The following is a 16,865-nucleotide window of genomic DNA, read 5'->3' on the forward strand; positions in this document are numbered from 1 at the left end:
ACCCCGGGCAGCACCTGGTACCAGGTCGGGGTGAAGGCGAGCGCGAGGCCGAAGAAGTCCTTGGTCGTGCAGCCGTCCCACTTGTCGCGGCCGTTGCACGGCGCGAAGCCGGTGGCGTAGAAGAGGCGCTCGCCGCTACGCACCTTGTCCCATTTGGCCCAGGTGAGCTCGGCCGCCCAGCTCGCGGCATCGAACACCGGGGTCTCGGAGATGAGGCCCAACACATTGACCAGCCCATGGAAGGTGTCGCCACGCGGGCCGCTGGTCTCGCCGCGATCGGGCAGGCCGCTCGGCGAGATGCCCAGCACCTGCGAGTTGAGCGGGGTGTTGCGGCGGTAGGAGAGTTCCGCGCCGACGCTCACGCCGCCGATGTTCTTGGCCAGGCTCACGCCGAAGAGGTCGATGTCGTCGGCGTAGATGAGGTTGTAGCGGGTGATGCCGGGGCCGACCCGCGTGAGGAAGGTCTGCGGCAGCTTGTCGGCGTAGCGGCGGTAGTAGACGCCGAGCGTGCCGTCGAGCGCTTCGGGCGACCAGCGCAGCGACACGCCGTATTCACCGGCCTGCTTGGGCTCGACCGGCTTGCCGTTGGCGGCGAAGCCCAGCCCGCGGCTGATGAACTGGCGGTCGGGGCCGTTGAAGGCGAAGTCCACCGGGCCGAGGTAGGTGCCGCCTTCGGGGTAGCGGTAGGCTTCCCATTCCATGAAGTACTGCGCCGACACCGACAGCGTGTCGGTGAGCTGGGCCTGGCCCGAGAGCTGATTGAGCGGGCGGAAGAGTTCCTTCGCCTCCGCGCCCGGCGTCGCGAAGCCCTTCTGCAGGTCGAGCGGCATCTGCGCATACGAGACGCTGTGCAGCGCCCCGCCGAGGAACAGCGATTCGCCCCAGAACACGGTGTGACGGCCCGCCTTCAGGCGCACCGGCACGCTCGCGGCGTCGAAGTTGGCGAACACGAAGGCGTCGAGCAGCTCCCCCGAGGGGCCGGCGTAGTAGCGCTTCGTGTAGCGGCTGTACTCGTGGTTCGTGTAGCTCGGGATGGCCGCGAACGGGGCGTTCGGATTCGATTCGCTCTTGTCGCCGTAGGCCGCGTCGACCCACGCCGCGCCGCTCACGCGAAAGCCGGTCTTGCCCTTGTACACGACGTCGAGCTCGGACAGCAGGTCGAGGCGGTTGGCGACCAGATCGCCCCGGTCGAAGCTGTACGTGCCTTCGTCGGTGAGCGCCGAGTTGGCGAACTTGCTGTTGCGCCCCTCCACCCGCGTCGCAAGGTTGTAGCGCAGCGTGTTGTCCCACCGAACCTGAAGGTCCGCGTTCCCCGTGTCCAGCTCGAACGCCTGTGCAGGACCGCACAGCCCCAGCGTCGCTGCCCATACTGCCACCGCCACGCGGCGGAGCGCGATGACGCCCCTTTGACTTCTCGTCTCCATCGTCCCCAGCCCCTCTTTTTTTGGTTGGCTTGATCAATTTCGCTCGCCCGGCACCTGCACGTCGGACGCAATTCATTCTGCGCATTGAGAGCTGCACTTTCACCCCCCTGCGAAGAGGGGTGAAAAGTGCCAAGCGAGGTCGCGCGTCTGGGCGGCGATCTGTTTCTTACCGAAGCAGCTGGGGGAATTGATGCGACGGCCACGACCGATTCATCGCCAGGCGCGCACAATCTTTATTCCTGGAATGAAGGGACTAGTCTTTGGTTATAGTCGCAGCTGCGAATCGGCGTTGCGGGACGATGTCCAATGCAAGGTATTCACACGACGCGCCAGGGTACCGCCAGATTACTGCATTGCGCGGACGGATCGAAAGGACCTGCACCCAATCGTGGGCCAAACAATCATGAAACCTCGGGCAACACCCCGACGCCTGAACCGTTCCCGTCCCGAACCAACGCCCCCCTCGGCCGACGCCTGCTCTCCCATGCTCGCGCGAACCGTCCGCGCGCTGCGGACCTTGAGCGCCGGAAACCGCACACTGCTGCGCGCAAACGACGAGGCGGAACTGCTGCACGAAATGTGCAGGGTGATCGTCGAAGACGGCGGCTACCGCGTCGCATCCGTGGGCTACGCGGAATACGACGAACGGAAGAGCATCCGCCTGATGGCCAGCTTCGGCATCGACCCCGTCGATCTCGAATGTCTGCCCCTCACCTGGGCCGACAGCGGTTTCGGCGACTGGGCGGTAGCCACCGCGATCCGTACCGGCAATCCGTCGGTCGGAAGGCACCTTCTCACCGAACCCTCGTACGCCCCGATTCGCAACTATGCACGAAAGGCCGGCTATGCCGCCGCCACCGCGCTGCCGCTCCGCATCGAAGGCCAAGTCATCGGTGCGCTGAGCATCCTTGCCGCGGACCCCGATGCCTTCGACGAAGCGGAGATGCGGCTGCTGGGCGAACTGGCCGACGATCTCGCCTACGGGATCTCGAATCTGCGCACCCGCGTCAAGCACCGTGAAGCCGAGCGGACCATCGAGCGCATGGCCTACTATGATCCGCTGACCGGACTACCCAACCGGCTCTCGCTCTGCGAACAGTTGAGCACCACGCTCGAAGGCGCGAAACAGCACTTCAATCCGCTGGCCCTGCTGGTGCTCAAGATGGGCCAGTTGCAGGAAATCAATGAAACGCTCGGTTACCGCGAGGGCGAACGCTTCCTGCAAACGATTTGTACCCGCCTGCAGCCTTTCACCGACGAAGCGAGAATGCTGGCGCGGGTGGGCGAAGACGAATTCGCCGTGTTGCTCACCGACGCTGGCTCGGAACATGCCACCCAGGTCGCGCAAAACCTGCTGGGGATCCTGCGCGAGCCGGTCGAATTGACCGAGTTTGCAGTGGATTCGCGCGCGAGCATCGGCATCGCGCTGTTTCCCGGCCACGGGACAGACGCGGACGATCTTCTCCGCCGCGCCACCGTCGCGGCCGGCCAGGCACGGCACACCGCCTCGGGCCATGCGCTCTACCGCGGCAGCCCAGACCGCGAATTCGCGCGTCGTCTCTCGCTGATTGGCGAGTTGCGACACGCCATCGCGAGGAATGAACTCCTCCTCTACTGCCAGCCCAAGGTCGATCTCGGGTCGCAGCGCGTGTGCGGGGCCGAGGCACTGGTACGCTGGCAGCACCCCAAACACGGGATGCTCTCGACCGGTGAATTCATCAAGATTGCGGAACACGCAGGACTGATCACGCCGCTCACCCAATGGGTGCTGGAAGCGGCGTTCCGCCAGAGCTACGCGTGGGTGGAAGCCGGAATGGATCTGCCGATGTCGGTGAACCTGTCCGCGCATGACCTGCGCGATCCGCGCCTGCTCGATCGCATCAAAGGGCTGTTCGACACGTGGGGCACGGCACCGGAACTGATCCAGTTCGAACTTACCGAAAGCGCGCTGATGGAGGAGCCCGTCGGCGCGCTGGAGATTCTCACCCGCCTCAAGGACCTGGGGGTCGAGCTGCTGATCGACGATTTCGGAACCGGCTATTCGAGCCTGACCTACCTGCAGAAACTCCCTGTCGACACCCTGAAGATCGACCAGTCCTTCGTTGCAAACATGCTTGCCAGCGATGACTCCGAGATCATCGTGCGGTCGACGATCGAACTGGGGCACAACCTGGGCCTCAAGATCGTCGCCGAGGGCGTCGAGACCCAGGCGGTATGGGAGCGGCTGGTGGCGCTCGGCTGCGACACGGCGCAGGGGTATCTCATCAGCCGGCCCATTCCCGCAGGAGAGTTCCCGGACTGGGAGCGGCACTCCTGCTGGCACGCACAGGATCCGCTGCGGAAGGTCTGACCGGCATTGCCGGCGCCCTCCCCCCTTCGCGGAGGGGGTGGCCGGGCATTCCGGCGGGACTAGAATCGGTTGCAAATGATCCCCCGTCGACGGCGGGCCCGACGCATTGACCGGATCGATGACGGCACGGCCATGCCCGTCCGCAGCGCTTACGGCACACGCGTCCGATTCGCCCAGCCCCAGGAGCCACCATGTACCGCCACCTACTCGTGCCGATCGACGGAACCGACCTCTCGACCGAAATCTGCAGCAACGCGGTCGAGTTCGCCCGCACCCTGGGCGCCCGCATCACCTTCTTTCACGCGCAGCCGGACTATGCCGCTGCACTGGACGGCGAGGCCGAAATCGTTCGCCTGACCTCGCCGGCGAAGTTCGCCTATGCCTTCGAGGGTCGCGTGCGCGAACTCCTCGCAAAGGCCGAAGCCGCCGCGCGGGCATTCGGGGTTCCCTGCGGCTCGGCGACGGTCGTCAGCGATTCGCCGGCGCGCGCGATCATCGCTGCGGCGCGGGACGCCGACTGCGATCTCATCTACATGGCGTCGCACGGCCGGCGAAGCAACATCGGCATGATGCTGGGATCACAGACCCTGAAGGTCCTGGTCAACGCCGGCATGCCCGTCCTCGTCGCCGCCACGTCCAGCCCGCCCGCCCAGTCGCAGGCCATGGACGCCATCCGGGACGATCACCGCTCCCTCGCGGCCGCCCTCCACGCGCTGCAGGACTTGCTCGACAGCGGACGGGACTTGCGCGAGCGCCCGCATGCCGAATTCATGCGCACGGCAATCCACTATGTCACGGCCTTTTCGGCAAGCCATCATCGGCCGAAGGAAGAGGAATACCTGATGCCCCGGCTGCACGAGCGGTCATCGCGTTACGACGCCGAACTCTCCGAACTGAGCCGGCGCTACCAGGAGGACTGCGACCTCATCGACGAACTTGCGGCGTCCATCGATCGTTATCTCGGCGGCAGGGGCGATCTTGCTGCGATCAGGGACGCCGCCAGCCGCTGCGAACGATCCGTATGGGAACACATGGAACGCGTCGAGCGCGTCATTCTCCCCGCAGCGCAGTGTCATCTGACCCCCGAAGACTGGGACTGGATCAACGCGGCATTCTCCGAAGACGGCGATCCGCGTTTCAATCGCGACAGCAGGACCGAGTTCCGTCGCATCTTTTCGCGTATCGTGAATCAGGCCCCCACGGACGCCGATCACGCCTAAAGTTCAGGAGGCACGCCCATGCTTAAGGGACTCATGCAGGACGTCCCCCTGCTCGTTTCATCTCTGATCGAACATGCGGCAAGGTGCCACCCCGACGCCGAAATCGTCTCTCGCACGGCGGAAGGGACGATCGATCGCAGCACCTACCGCGACATCGCGCGCCGCGCCCAGGGCGTGGCCCGGGCGCTGCTCGCCCTCGGCGTGAAGCCCGGCGAGCGGATCGGAACCCTGGCATGGAACGGCTATCGCCACCTGGAGATGTATTACGGCGTGTCGGGGATCGGCGCGGTGCTGCACACCATCCACCCGCGGCAATTTCCGGAGCAGCTCGAATACGTCATCAATCACGCCGAAGACCAGCACCTGTTCTTCGACGTCACCTTCGCCCCGCTGGTCGAACGCCTCGCCCCGATGCTCCGGACCGTGAAGCACTTCGTGGCGATGACGGACCGCAGGAACCTGCCGCTGAGCGACATTCCGAACCTGCTGTGTTACGAGGACCTGATCGCCGGAAGCGCCGAAGACTTCAGCTGGCCGGTCTTAGATGAGACCACGGCGTCGTCGCTGTGCTACACGGCGGGAACGACGGAAACGCCCAAGGGGGTGCTGTACTCGCATCGCTCGACCGTGCTCCACGCCTTTGCCATCTGCGCGGCCGACAGCATGGCGCTCTCGGCGAACGAGACCGCGCTGCTGGCCGCGCCGATGTTTCACGTCAATGGCTGGGGGGTACCCTACGCCGCGGCGATGTGCGGCATGAAACTCGTGCTGCCCGGGCCGGCCAACGACGGCCGAAGCCTGTACGAGCTGATGCGGGATGAGCGGGTCACGCTCGCACTCGGGGGCCCCAACGTCTGGTCGCCGATCTTCGCCCATGCCGACGCCACACACCGCAATCCCCGAAAAGATCTCGGCCTGCGCCGCGTCGTCATCGGCGGCGGCGTGCCCGGAAGCCCTCTCACCGAACGCTTCGCGTCGCAGTTCCGCGCCACCGTCACGCAGGTGTGGGGGATGACGGAGAGCTCGCCGATCGGCGCGGTGAGCGCTCCCGTATCTGCAGCGGGCCGGGCGGAGGAAGGGGCGACGAGGTCACCGGAGGGTCAACAGGGCCGCGCGCCATTCGGGGTCGAACTGCGCCTCGTCGACGACGCGGGCCGGCGCGTGCCGCACGACGGTCTCACACGGGGGCACCTGCGCCTGCGCGGCCCGTGGGTCCCCGCCGGTTATTTCAAGGCGACGGGGGCATCGCCGCTCGACGCGGACGGATTCTTCGCAAGCGGGGATATCGCGACAATCGACGGCAAGGGCGGGCTACGGGTGACGGGCCGGGCGGCCGACGCGCTCAAGAGCGGCGGGGAATGGATGTCCTCCGCCGAACTCGAGGCGATCGCAGTCGGCCACCCCGATGTGTTCGAGGCGGCACTGATCACGCTTCCCGGCACCCCATCGCGCACCCGCCGGCTGCTGATCATCTTGAGGCGAAGCAGTTGCGAGGTGAGCCGGGAAGAACTGCTCGACTACCTCGCGCAGAGACTTGACCGCCGCTGGTTGCCGGACGACATGGTGTTTGTCGAGCACATTCCGCATACCGCCACCGGGAAGGTGCACAAGGGGCAGCTACGGGAAATGTTCGCCGGGCACCCCTGGCCGTCGGAAACCGCCGCGCCCGCCGTCTAAGCGACGGATCAGTATGGATCGCTGAGGATGCCCAGCATGAGGGCGCGGTCAACCACGTGCCGTCGAGAACCCGCATTGAATTTCACGAACAGGTTCTTGACGTGCCATTTGACGGTCTCGTCGCTGATGCTCAAGGCACTCGCGATCTGCTTGTTCGACAGATTGCGTCTGAGCAATTGAAGGATCTCTTCTTCCTTCGCGGTCAGTAGCCCGCCCGTCTTGGCGAGCGTCGCATGGGCGGAGGGAGCCGCCGTCCGCCGCGACGGGACCGGTGGGCGTTCGGGCACGGGTTCGTCGCCAGCCACTTCCTCGCTTTCCCATTCGCCGACCAGCGGTTGCATATAGTTGAGCGCCCGTCGCATCCCGAAGATATCAGCGACGGCCACTGCCTCGTCCAACCGGGTCTTCCATTCCAGGCCGCGGTGCCTGCGCGCAAGCGCGACGAGGAATTTGATCTCCACACCTTCCCGACCGCGCCGCAACTTCTCCGTTTCGTCGTGCAGGGGCTCGACAATCGCCAGAGCCTTTTCCCAGTCACCGCTCGCGATCGCACCGTAACCGCGGGCCAGGCCCACGCGCAGCAGCAGCAGGCGCCCCAGGAGGGTGTTCGTCTCCAGGTCCGGCGCCATCGTTTCGAGCCGCTCACAGGCATCGAGACAGGACCGCGCGCGCCCCTGGATCATGTGCATGCGCGCCTGTTCGAACAGGCTAGCGACGCGATAACGCGGCATCTTGCGGACCTCGCCGAGCGCATAGAGGTTATCAAGCAGATCAAGCGCACGTCGATCCTGCCCCTTCATGCGCGCAAGCCGGGCAGCAACCTGGTAGCCCATGACGATCGCCTCCGGCGCAGAGACGTGCTCCAGTACGTCCAGCCGTCCAAGCAGCACGTCCTCCGCCGCATCGGTATCGCCCAGCTCCCAGTGGGCCATCGCCAATGCCGAGGCCAGCATCGCGCTCACGCCATTGCGCCGGCCGATTGCGTCGTCCGCGCGCCGGCAGGGTTCCGTGAGCCACTCCTGTGCGAGCTGCACGTGCCCCTCCCACAGATAGCTAAAGCCGATCCCCCACTCGGCCCAGCCGCGCACCGCATGCAGTCCGGCGGGCACGCCCACGTAAGCCGCCCGGATCAGATGGCGCGCCCGCTCCGGATTGCCGAGGTAGATCTGGGCGACCGCCGTGCAATTGGCGTAGATCGCCTTCAGGGGCGGCGATACCGAGTCATCGTGCCCCTTCCATGGCGCAAGAATGCTCTCCACCTCGTCGATCCGATCGGCAAAATACGCCGCCGCACTACTGATCAGATCGCTCTCGAAACGTTCTTCCACGGGAGCGGCGACGTTTCCGCGCATCTTCTCGATCAGCCGGGTCGCCTCCTGGTGCCGCTCGCTCAGCGCAAGCACCCAGGCGGCACCGAGCAGTGTGCGTGGATGGCGCTCGAGTTCTTCGGGCGGAATGCGCTCCAGCCAGTACATCAGGCGGACATGGTCGCCTTCGAGTGCGGCACCGTAGATGCATTCGCTGATCAGGCCGTATGCCAGCGCATCCTCGCCGGCCGCGAGCGCCTGGTCCGCCGCCGCCTCGCGCATGCCATGGTCGGCGAACCAGCGCGCCGCCCGCGCGTGCAGGGCCTGCCGCTCGGCGTCGGGGCGCTTGCGCAGCTGCCCGGCAAGAAACTCGCGCACCATCGGATGAAACCGGATCCAGTCCGTGGTGAGCCCGTCGGCGAAGATCGGCAGCGAATCACGCAGGCGCGCCAGCACGTCAGGAGCATCCTCGTACCCGGTGACGAACGCGCACAGGTCGACCCGCAAGGCATCCAGGATCGAGATGCGGACGAGGAACTCGACGATGCGCGGCTCCAGATCCCGCAGCAGGCCCTCGAGGAAGTAACGTTCGAGATCGCCCGTGGCGGCGTCCATCGTCGCGATCGCCGCGTTCAGATCGGGCTGGCGTTCAATCACCACCATCGCCAGCTGGAGTCCCAGCGGCCAACCGGCGGCCTTTTCGTGCAGGCGCATGCAGGATTCGGCGTCGATCCGATCCTTGAAGCGCGCCTTCAGGATCTCGGCCGTTTCCTGACGGGTGAAGCGCAGCCGGTCGGCACCGACGGAGGCATACAGGCCCCGCGCCAGGAAGCTCGAGAGAGGAAGCTGCAGCGCCTTGCGCGAAGCGAGGACGACGCGAAGATTCGGCGGCGCATTGAGGATCAGGTAAAGCAGCGATTGCTGAACGGCATCCGGGGCCGACTGCGCCTCGTCGAGGATCAGTACCGTCTCGGCGCCCAGATTCGCGACTTCGGCGAGCCACGCCGTGAGGCCTTCGAAGTCGCTGCTCCCCTGGCGAATCAACTGTGCGACGGCCCGCTCGAACGTCGGTCGTCCGCTCGCCACCCTCATCGAATACGCGAGCCCGCCGGTGAAGCGGGCGACGTCGTCCCGGTCGTCGAGCGTCAACCACGCGACCAGCGCGCCAAGGTTGAGAGCTTCGCGCCTCCACTGGCCAAGCAGGGATGTCTTGCCGAAGCCCGCGGGAGCGATGACCTCGATGATCGTCTTGTGCCTGAGCTCCTCGCCGTCCCAGCTGAGGCGGCCTCGCAGCAGTTGGTCTTTGGGCACGCGCGGCGGCGTGCTCTTAAGAACGAATTCGGGGTTCGCCGTTTCGGTTGCCATTCAGCAGGTGCGCGCAGAGACTCGCCGGACAAGGAGACTTAGAGACTATCGCAGTCGGTCGCGAAACGGAATCGCGACCGGTCGGGATCGGGCGGCGACGCCGTCCAACCCCGACCCGTGCCTCAACGCAGGCCCTTCGGGCCCGCTTCCGTCAGGACAACATTTCGATGAAGGCGCGCACGCGGGTGATCAACTGGCCTGAGGGCGCCCCGACCTGCCAGCTGCCTTCCAGACCCGAGCTCGGCACGCCCTTCTTGTGGAAGTGGTCGCGGAAGAGCTCGACGTGCATCCCGCCGTAGGGGCAGCCGATGTAGGTGTAGAACAGCATCCCCTTGGAGCCCGACTCCTCGATCATGTTTTCGATGTACTTGATCTGATTGACGGGCGAACCGGTGACGAAGTAGTCGAGGATGAAGCGCGCCATCGACTCCAGCGGCGGGATGTCCTCGTTCCAGACGCGGTCGTAGGGGTTCGGCGTGAACCAGGAGAGCAACGCGCCGCCCAGATCATCCACCGCCTTGTACACCCCGAACTCCAGGCCACGCGCGCCGACCCAGGTCAGCGGGATGATCTTGCCCATCGGCGAGGGCACGAAGTCCGCGGTCTTCAGCTCTTCGATCAGCTGGTCGAGCAGCGCCTCGTACTCCGCCGGCTTGCCGAAATAGTGGGCCGAGCCCATCAGCAGGAACAGCGTCGGCAGGCTCTTGATGTAGAGCGGGTTCTTCAGGCGCAGCTGGAGGATCTCGCGGAACTTGGCCATCAGGCGGTTGAGCCGCTTGATCTCGGCGCGCATCTTCTCCTCGTCGACCGGCTTGCCAGTGAGGAAGAAGGCGACATCCTCGAGTTCGCTGGCGAGGAACTTGATCATCTGCTCCAGCCGCTCGTCGCCGCCGTGCACCGGGCGGATCACCTGTTCGACGCGGTGGATGTCGAAGCCGAACTCCTTGATCATCTCGTAGCCCATATTGAGGGGCTCGCAGACCGTGGACAGCGCAACGACCTTCTTCACCGAGTTGTTGCGGCGCATGTACCACTCGCCGATCAGGGCGGAAACCATCGAGCAGGTTTCCTTCGGCATGTCGAAGATGTCTTCCGACAGCTCCGCCGCCTCCACCGCCGACCCCAGGCGGCCCAGGTCATAGACCGCCATCGGGATGGTGTCGCAGGCGTAGAGCAGCGGCGCCTCCATCAGGCCGGTCGACCACACCGCCGGCGTGCCCTCCTGGTTGCCCTTCTCCGCGTCGGGGAAGTAAGAGAGCGCGAGGTCGTAGAGCTTCTGGATGCCGGGCGAGTAGTGATGGGCCTCGCGGCTCTGCTGGATGTACTCGACCTGGTTGCGCGGTTCGCCGGTGATGGTGGCAGGGGTGCCGGCAGATGCGGCCGTTTCCATTACTGCGTGCATGGTTCTTTCTCTCCTTGCGATTCCTTGAGCACTTCGATGAAGGCTTCGAGGCGGGTCTTGATCTGGCCGGTGTCACCTTGGGAGTAGTCGGTATCGAGCTCCAGGGCGGGCAGTCCGAGCTCGTGGAAACGCCGCATGAAGAGGCCCTTGGTCTGGGAGAAGGACGGGCAGAACTTCAGCGTGTAATAGATGACCGCATCGACCTTGTATTCCTTGGCCAGATTGCCGGCGAAGTCGATGCGTCGGCTCAGCGGCGACTGACGGGCGCAAGGCGCCTGGTCGAGATAGGCGTTGGCGAGGTCGCGATACGGGTCGTCGGTTTCCTGGGTGTCGTAGTAGAAGGGCGACAGGCCGGTGCAGTGGTCTTCCACCACCACGTTCACACCGATGTCCTTCTCCAGCAGGTCCATCAGGCGACGGTCGCCGTCGGCCATGATGCCGCCGCAGATCATCACGCGCAGACGCGGCGTGTCGTCGTCGGGCACCGCTGCCAGACGCTCGTAGAGCTCGTCGAGGATCGGCTGCTGCTCTTCGGCCGGGATGCTGCGGTAGGCGCGCGTGATCTCCAGGAAGTCGCTGCCCGAAAGCGGCGGACGGTTGCGCTTACGCAGATCGGAGATCTTGTGGATGGTCTGGCGCAGCTTCTTGTGCAGCTTGATCGACGCGCGAAGGTTGTCGTCGTCCACCGGCTTGCCGGTGAGCTTCTCCAGGTCCTTCTTGAAGGCGATCATCTCGCCGCGGAAGAAGTCGCGGGCGCTGGGCTTGTCGCCGGTGCGCGGCACCACGTAGCCGTAGGACGGCTTGAAGTAGTGGTTGATCGCGTTGGAGGTCGCCCGCATCGTGTCGCAGGTATAGAAGGTCACCACCTGATCGAGCGCATCGTGGAACGGGTCCTTGGTGCGGAAGTGGCCGAGCACGCTCTTGCTCATGTCGCAGAACACGCTCTTGACGATCACTTCCCCCTCGGCGACCACCGAGGGCGTGCCGCACTTGTCGATGCGGCCGAAGGCGACACCGGCCGCGGTGAGCAGCTCAGGCGGCGTATAGGTGCAGAGGTAGCCGACCTTCTTCACGTCCTTGCGCTCGATCAGCGACACTTCGGCGTCCTCGATGCGGCGCGACACGTCCGACAGGTCGCAGCGCTCGGCCACCCTCGTGGACTTGATCCTGCGCTTCTCCACCGCCAGGCGCTGGGCATACATGGCGGCGCCCAGGCAGCCGGCGAAGACCATGTCCAGCTTGGGCTGGACGATCGGCTTGCCGAGCAGACGCTCCAGCGCGTGCTTCATGCCCGCGTTGTTGGAGACGCCGCCGGTGAACACGATGTCCGATTCCAGGGGGATGGCGCGCAGCAGGGCGACGACGCGCTTGGCAGAGGCCATATGCACGCCGGCGGCGATGTCGGCCGCCGTCTCGCCCTTGGCGCGATGGGAGATCACTTCGGATTCGGCGAAGACCACACACTGGGCGCTGACTTCCAGATCCTTGGTGGCCTTCAGGGCCTCGGGGCCGACGTCGTACATGGTGAGGTCGAGCAGGTTGGCGGCCTTCTCCAGGAAGCGCCCGGTGCCCGCCGCACACTTGTCATTCATGCGGAACTTGACCACCTTGCCGGTCTCCGGATCGACCTGGATCGCCTTGGCGTCCTGCCCGCCGATGTCGATGATGGTGCGGGTGCCGGCGTTCAGGTAGTGCGCGCCCATCGCGTGACAGGAGATCTCGGTGAGGATCTCGCTGGGCACGGTCTCGAACTTCAGGGACACGCGGCCGTAGCCGGTGCCGACGATGAAGTCGATGTCTTCCATCGTGATGTTGGCGTTCTCGTACAGCTCGTCGAGCAGTTCGGCGGCGGTCTCCTGCATGTTGAGGCCGGTGGGCAGCAGCGCGGTGTAGAGCCGTCCGTCGTGGAGCAGCACCGCCTTGGAGTTGCGCGAGCCGATGTCGATGCCCAGCGCGGTGACGCCGCTCAGTTCATGGACCAGTTTCGGGTCGATGACCTCGGTGAAGGGCAGGCTGCGCTCTGAGGGAATGTTCTCGTGTCTCATGTTCATGCCTCCACCTCCATCTCCTGCGGCGCCGAATCGACGTCGGCGATACCGCAGATCTTCTGCTGGGCGATGACGGCCGCCCCGAGGCAACCTGCGAAGACGGCGTTCAGCCGCGGTGTGACGAAGCTCCGCCCGAGCAGGCTCTCCAGCGCGTGCTTGACGCCGACGTTGTTGGAGACGCCACCGGAGAAGGCGAGCTCAGGATCGAGGCCGATGCGGTTCACCAGGTTGCAGACGCGCCGGGCGATCGCGAAATGCACGCCGGCGGCGATGTCCTCGCCCTTTTCGCCGGTGGCCTTCAGCGACACGATTTCCGACTCGGCGAACACCACGCACTGGCTGCTCATCTGCAGCTGCTTGGTGGATTGCATCGCGCGGGCACCCAGCTCTTCCAGCGAGTAGCCCAGCATCTCCGCGGTCTTCTCCAGGAAGCGGCCGGAACCGGCAGCACACTTGTCGTTCATCGCGAATTCAGTGACGCGGCCGTTGCTGGTATCGAGCTTGATGGCCTTGCAATCCTGGCCACCGATGTCGATGATGGTGCGGGTATCCGCATTGAGGTAATGCGCGCCCATTGCGTGACAGGTGATCTCGGTGATCACCTCGGCCGGGATATCGCTGAATTGCAGAGCAATCCGGCCATAACCGGTGCCGGCAATCATCGAGATATCGCTGCGCGGCAGCGCCGCCAATATCAGCAATTTATTCACCAGCCGCTGTGCCGTTTCATGCGGATGCACGCCGCTGGCGGTAATTACCGTGTGAACATGCTCGGCGGTGAGCATCACCGCCTTCGATTGCCGGGAACCGATATCGATGCCGACGGTGGTCACCGGCCGCAATTCGGGTATTTTCCGCGGATCGATCACATCCGCGATGTTGAAACTGCTCTCGCTCATTGCAGGCTCCTCCGTTTCGAACTTTTGATTTGATCTGCGGTGCCACATTAAGCGCATCCCGAATCACGGGCTTGACCTGCAAAGACACCGACTTGACATTTGGTCACAGGTCGTTAGAGTGGATATTCAACAATCGGGCGAGTGAGAGTTTGAGATGGCAATGAAGAAGCTCCACCGCAGCGCCTGCCTGACCAACTACGTCGAACTCGCTCAGTCGCTGAACATTTCGCCTTTCGATCAGTTGCGCCGCGTCAACATCAATCCGGCCTGCCTGACGAATCCGGACACCAAGATTCCGGTCTCCGCGCTGTTTCACCTGCTTGAGAATTCCGCGCAGGCGGCGGGGGTGGAGAACTTCGGCCTGCGCATGGCCGAAGGCCGCCAGTTGTCGAACCTCGGCCCGCTCGCGCTCGTGATCAAGAGCCAGCCGACGATGCGCCAGGCCCTCGAAGCGATCCGCAGCTATACCCACCTGCAGGCGGAAGAGGTGATGCTGATGTTCGAAGAGAACGACGGCGTGCTGGTGATCCGCGAAGAACTGATGCCCGATCAGTCGCAGCCGACGCGCCAGGCGACGGAGATGTCGCTCGGCATCCTGTATCGGACCTTGCGGGTGCTGCTCGGCAACGAATGGCGGCCCACCGCGGTGTGCTTCCGGCACCCGGCCCCCGCCGATCTGCGTGTCCACCAGCGGGTGTTCGACGCGCGCCTGCAGTTCAACAGCAATATCGACGGCATCATCTGCCGGGCCACGATCCTGGACGACCCCCTGCCCAGCTACGACGCCGAAACCGCCCGCTACGTGCGCAAACTGCTGGACGTGATGAACGCCGAACCCGTCCAATCGGCAGCGGAAAACGTGCGGCAACTGATCTGGTTGCTGCTGCCGACGGGGCGATGCTCCGTCGAGGTCGTGGCCCAGCATCTCGGGCTCGACCGCCGCACCCTGCACCGCCATCTGCAGAAGAGCGGCCAGACCTTCTCGGACATCCTCGACGGGGCACGGCGCGACCTGGCGGTCAAGTACCTGAGCAACTCGCAACGCCCGCTGAAGGACCTCGCGGAGCTGCTCGGCTTCTCGGAACCCTCCGCCTTTTCGCGCTGGTTCGCGGGCCGCTTCGGCTGTACTGCGTCGGCTTGGCGCCAGCATCAGCTCAGCGAAAAAAATCCCTTCCTGCAGTAAGCCCTCCGGGGCCTCCACGCCCTCTCCTCGCCCACGCGGCCGCGCTCACGGCCGTCCCGCGGACTGTCCCATATCGTCAAGTCGATGACTTGAACGGTCAAAGGCACTCGACCTCCCCAAGCGCTAAATACCGCCCAAGGGCATCGGGCAAGGCATCACCAAAACCGGTGCTCGCGCTATCCATAACCATAACGCGCCAGGAGGAAGACATGGCACTGATCATCAATGCGGACTGTATCAATTGCGGCGTGTGCGAAATGGACTGCCCCAACGAGGCGATTTCTCCGGGAGACGACATTTTCGTGATCGACCCCACGAAATGCACCGAGTGCGTCGGCCATTACGACAAGTCGCAGTGCATCACGGTCTGTCTGTCGGACTGTATCTTCCCTGATCCCGCCTTCAAGGAAAGCCGGGATCAACTGCAGGAGAAATACGCCCGTATGGCGTCCTGAACGGCACGAGCCCGCGGCGGGGAGGAGTTACAGCCATGGAAACGACCGTGATCCGGCTCCTCCTCGTTGCGCTGGCGTGCGTGGAGTGGGTCGCCCTGTGGAGCTTCGTGTATCGCTCGACGCTCGGGATCTGAGGCGCCGTCGGCGTCTCGATCCCACGTCCGCCCTTTCGCCGTATCGCATCGATCCGGCATTTCCTCTTCAGATGTCATTAGCAGCGGCTTTTTCGGCCGCGACCGCACATTTTTGCCCATCCTCCGTGCGGAGCCTCACCGCTGTTGGGGGGTAACCTAATTTTATCGATGCTTGATCTGAAGAATGCCGGCCCGTAGCCGGCATCGGCCCGTGTACATCGGGATGCGTTCTTCTGCAGCGATGAAAAAAAAAGCGCGGATCTTTCGACCCGCGCCAGAAGGAGAGCCCTACGTAAGTTGCCTTCTCTTCACAGCCGACAGGGTCTCGATGAGGAGCGGCAAGCGTTCCCTGAAGGCGTGCGCGAAAAGGGTGATTTCGTTGCTGGAGGGTTCGTGGACGGGCAGCGCGTGTTCCGTCATTTGAGGCTGATCCCGTAGGCGAGCAGAATGAGGCCGCCCACCAGGATGAGCCAGCCTTCGAGAAGAAGGCGCCACATCAGCGGGGCGCCCCGCAATTCCATGAACTCCAGAATGACCAGCCGGCCCTTGATGAAGACGATAGCCAGCATGGCGAGAATGGCGCCGGTGCCAGCGGCGCCCACTTCACCGAGCCACCAGGTGGCGCCGGTGGCGACGACGAGAACGAGCCAGCCCCGGTTGGCGGGATTCAGGAAAAAGGCACTCATCGCATCACATAAACCAAGGGAAACAGCACGATCCACAACAGATCCACCATGTGCCAGTAGGCCGCCCCGCTCTCCAGGCCGTGGGCATCGTGGCTGCCGTAGGCACCTTGACGTGTCTTAACCCACAGGATGGCGAGGACCACCATGCCCAGGATGACGTGCATGAAGTGGAAGAAGGTCAGCGAAAAGTAGAACCTGTAGAAGGTGTTGGTCGAGAAGGTAATCCCTGCCCCGAACTTGGCGGCGTATTCGAACACCTTGATGGCCAGGAAGCCGGCACCGCACAGGAAGCCCAGGCCGATATCACGGCTGGCGGCCCGGCGGTCGTCCCGGCGGGCCGCCTGAACGGCGAGAACGACGAACCAGGACCCGGTCACCAGGAGCACGGTGTTGATGGCCCCGGCATTGCGGTCCAGGGTCTGCTGGCAAAGATTGAACATCTCCACGTTGTCCACCCGGGCGAAGGCGTAGGAAGCGAAGAGCACGGCGAAGAGCAGCATTTCGGCCAGGATGAAGGCCCAGACCGGCAGATATCCGGGGAGGCGCTTGGCGGCAGGGGCTTCGCCGGCTGGGGCTTCGGCCGATTGGGCAGTGGCGATGGCAGTCATGGCTGGATGATAGTGACTCGTATCAGCGCTCCAGTCGGGTCCCGGTGCGCGCAGTCGCGGTCGTGAATGCTGATTGAGACGATGTCCACTTTATTCCCGAGATCGCG

General features: G+C 64.6%; 12 protein-coding genes. 5 read left to right on the plus strand and 7 right to left on the minus strand.

Annotated features, from left to right (window positions below; translation table 11 throughout):
• Positions 1–1,424: DUF1302 domain-containing protein (locus F464_RS29730; protein WP_040395831.1), on the minus strand; the 1,424-nt coding region annotated here is incomplete at its 3' end.
• A 484-nt stretch (positions 1,425–1,908) separates the two neighbouring features.
• Here F464_RS29730 and F464_RS0126985 point away from each other — a divergent pair.
• From F464_RS0126985 to F464_RS0126995, 3 genes are all read left to right on the plus strand, one after another.
• Positions 1,909–3,774 (plus strand): EAL domain-containing protein, encoded by a 1,866-nt coding sequence (locus F464_RS0126985; RefSeq protein WP_018992990.1) that lies wholly within the window; start codon positions 1,909–1,911, stop codon positions 3,772–3,774.
• A gap of 191 nt (positions 3,775–3,965) precedes the next feature.
• Positions 3,966–4,994, plus strand: coding sequence for a universal stress protein (locus F464_RS0126990; RefSeq protein ID WP_018992991.1), 1,029 nt, complete (start codon positions 3,966–3,968; stop codon positions 4,992–4,994).
• An 18-nt stretch (positions 4,995–5,012) separates the two neighbouring features.
• On the plus strand, positions 5,013–6,671 hold the full coding sequence (locus tag F464_RS0126995) for an AMP-binding protein (protein ID WP_018992992.1): 1,659 nt from the start codon (positions 5,013–5,015) through the stop codon (positions 6,669–6,671).
• A gap of 8 nt (positions 6,672–6,679) precedes the next feature.
• On the opposite strand, the gene F464_RS0127000 is transcribed toward F464_RS0126995, so the two are convergent.
• From F464_RS0127000 to F464_RS0127015, 4 genes are all read right to left on the minus strand, one after another.
• The gene (locus tag F464_RS0127000) at positions 6,680–9,343 is read right to left on the minus strand and encodes a helix-turn-helix transcriptional regulator (RefSeq protein WP_018992993.1); all 2,664 of its coding nucleotides are present in this window, start codon (positions 9,341–9,343) and stop codon (positions 6,680–6,682) included.
• Positions 9,344–9,494: 151 nt separating this feature from the next.
• Positions 9,495–10,745, minus strand: a complete 1,251-nt coding sequence (locus tag F464_RS0127005; RefSeq protein ID WP_040395830.1) for a 2-hydroxyacyl-CoA dehydratase family protein — start codon at positions 10,743–10,745, stop codon at positions 9,495–9,497.
• Complete coding sequence (locus tag F464_RS0127010) at positions 10,733–12,796, minus strand: 2-hydroxyacyl-CoA dehydratase (RefSeq protein WP_018992995.1); 2,064 nt, start codon at positions 12,794–12,796, stop codon at positions 10,733–10,735. Before F464_RS0127010 ends, F464_RS0127005 begins: the two co-directional genes overlap by 13 nt.
• Positions 12,793–13,692, minus strand: a complete 900-nt coding sequence (locus F464_RS0127015) for an acyl-CoA dehydratase activase (RefSeq protein WP_018992996.1) — start codon at positions 13,690–13,692, stop codon at positions 12,793–12,795. The genes F464_RS0127010 and F464_RS0127015 overlap by 4 nt, the downstream gene beginning before the upstream one ends.
• A gap of 160 nt (positions 13,693–13,852) precedes the next feature.
• On the opposite strand from F464_RS0127015, the gene F464_RS0127020 reads away from it, so the two are divergent.
• Complete coding sequence (locus F464_RS0127020; RefSeq protein ID WP_018992997.1) at positions 13,853–14,875, plus strand: AraC family transcriptional regulator; 1,023 nt, start codon at positions 13,853–13,855, stop codon at positions 14,873–14,875.
• 209 nt (positions 14,876–15,084) lie between these two features.
• On the plus strand, positions 15,085–15,330 hold the full coding sequence (locus F464_RS0127025) for a YfhL family 4Fe-4S dicluster ferredoxin (RefSeq protein WP_018992998.1): 246 nt from the start codon (positions 15,085–15,087) through the stop codon (positions 15,328–15,330).
• 550 nt (positions 15,331–15,880) lie between these two features.
• Here the strand turns inward: F464_RS0127025 and F464_RS0127040 are convergent.
• Positions 15,881–16,150 (minus strand): cytochrome C oxidase subunit IV family protein, encoded by a 270-nt coding sequence (locus F464_RS0127040; protein ID WP_018993001.1) that lies wholly within the window; start codon positions 16,148–16,150, stop codon positions 15,881–15,883.
• Entirely contained in the window at positions 16,147–16,758 is a 612-nt protein-coding gene (locus tag F464_RS0127045; protein ID WP_018993002.1) for a cytochrome c oxidase subunit 3 family protein, read from the minus strand. The genes F464_RS0127040 and F464_RS0127045 overlap by 4 nt, the downstream gene beginning before the upstream one ends.
• Positions 16,759–16,865 lie beyond the last annotated feature (107 nt).

This window comes from Aromatoleum toluclasticum ATCC 700605, from assembly GCF_000378245.1.
In the GTDB taxonomy this organism is placed as follows: Bacteria; Pseudomonadota; Gammaproteobacteria; order Burkholderiales; family Rhodocyclaceae; genus Aromatoleum; species Aromatoleum toluclasticum.

What these genes read in the sequence shown, in the direction of transcription:
- F464_RS0126985 (WP_018992990.1), top strand. Translation starts at nt 1,909, where the DNA reads ATGCTCGCGCGAACCGTCCGCGCGCTGCGGACCTTGAGCGCCGGAAAC.
- F464_RS0126990 (WP_018992991.1), top strand. Translation starts at nt 3,966, where the DNA reads ATGTACCGCCACCTACTCGTGCCGATCGACGGAACCGACCTCTCGACC.
- F464_RS0126995 (WP_018992992.1), top strand. Translation starts at nt 5,013, where the DNA reads ATGCTTAAGGGACTCATGCAGGACGTCCCCCTGCTCGTTTCATCTCTG.
- F464_RS0127000 (WP_018992993.1), bottom strand. Translation starts at nt 9,343, where the DNA reads ATGGCAACCGAAACGGCGAACCCCGAATTCGTTCTTAAGAGCACGCCG.
- F464_RS0127005 (WP_040395830.1), bottom strand. Translation starts at nt 10,745, where the DNA reads ATGCACGCAGTAATGGAAACGGCCGCATCTGCCGGCACCCCTGCCACC.
- F464_RS0127010 (WP_018992995.1), bottom strand. Translation starts at nt 12,796, where the DNA reads ATGAACATGAGACACGAGAACATTCCCTCAGAGCGCAGCCTGCCCTTC.
- F464_RS0127015 (WP_018992996.1), bottom strand. Translation starts at nt 13,692, where the DNA reads ATGAGCGAGAGCAGTTTCAACATCGCGGATGTGATCGATCCGCGGAAA.
- F464_RS0127020 (WP_018992997.1), top strand. Translation starts at nt 13,853, where the DNA reads ATGAAGAAGCTCCACCGCAGCGCCTGCCTGACCAACTACGTCGAACTC.
- F464_RS0127025 (WP_018992998.1), top strand. Translation starts at nt 15,085, where the DNA reads ATGGCACTGATCATCAATGCGGACTGTATCAATTGCGGCGTGTGCGAA.
- F464_RS0127040 (WP_018993001.1), bottom strand. Translation starts at nt 16,150, where the DNA reads ATGAGTGCCTTTTTCCTGAATCCCGCCAACCGGGGCTGGCTCGTTCTC.
- F464_RS0127045 (WP_018993002.1), bottom strand. Translation starts at nt 16,758, where the DNA reads ATGACTGCCATCGCCACTGCCCAATCGGCCGAAGCCCCAGCCGGCGAA.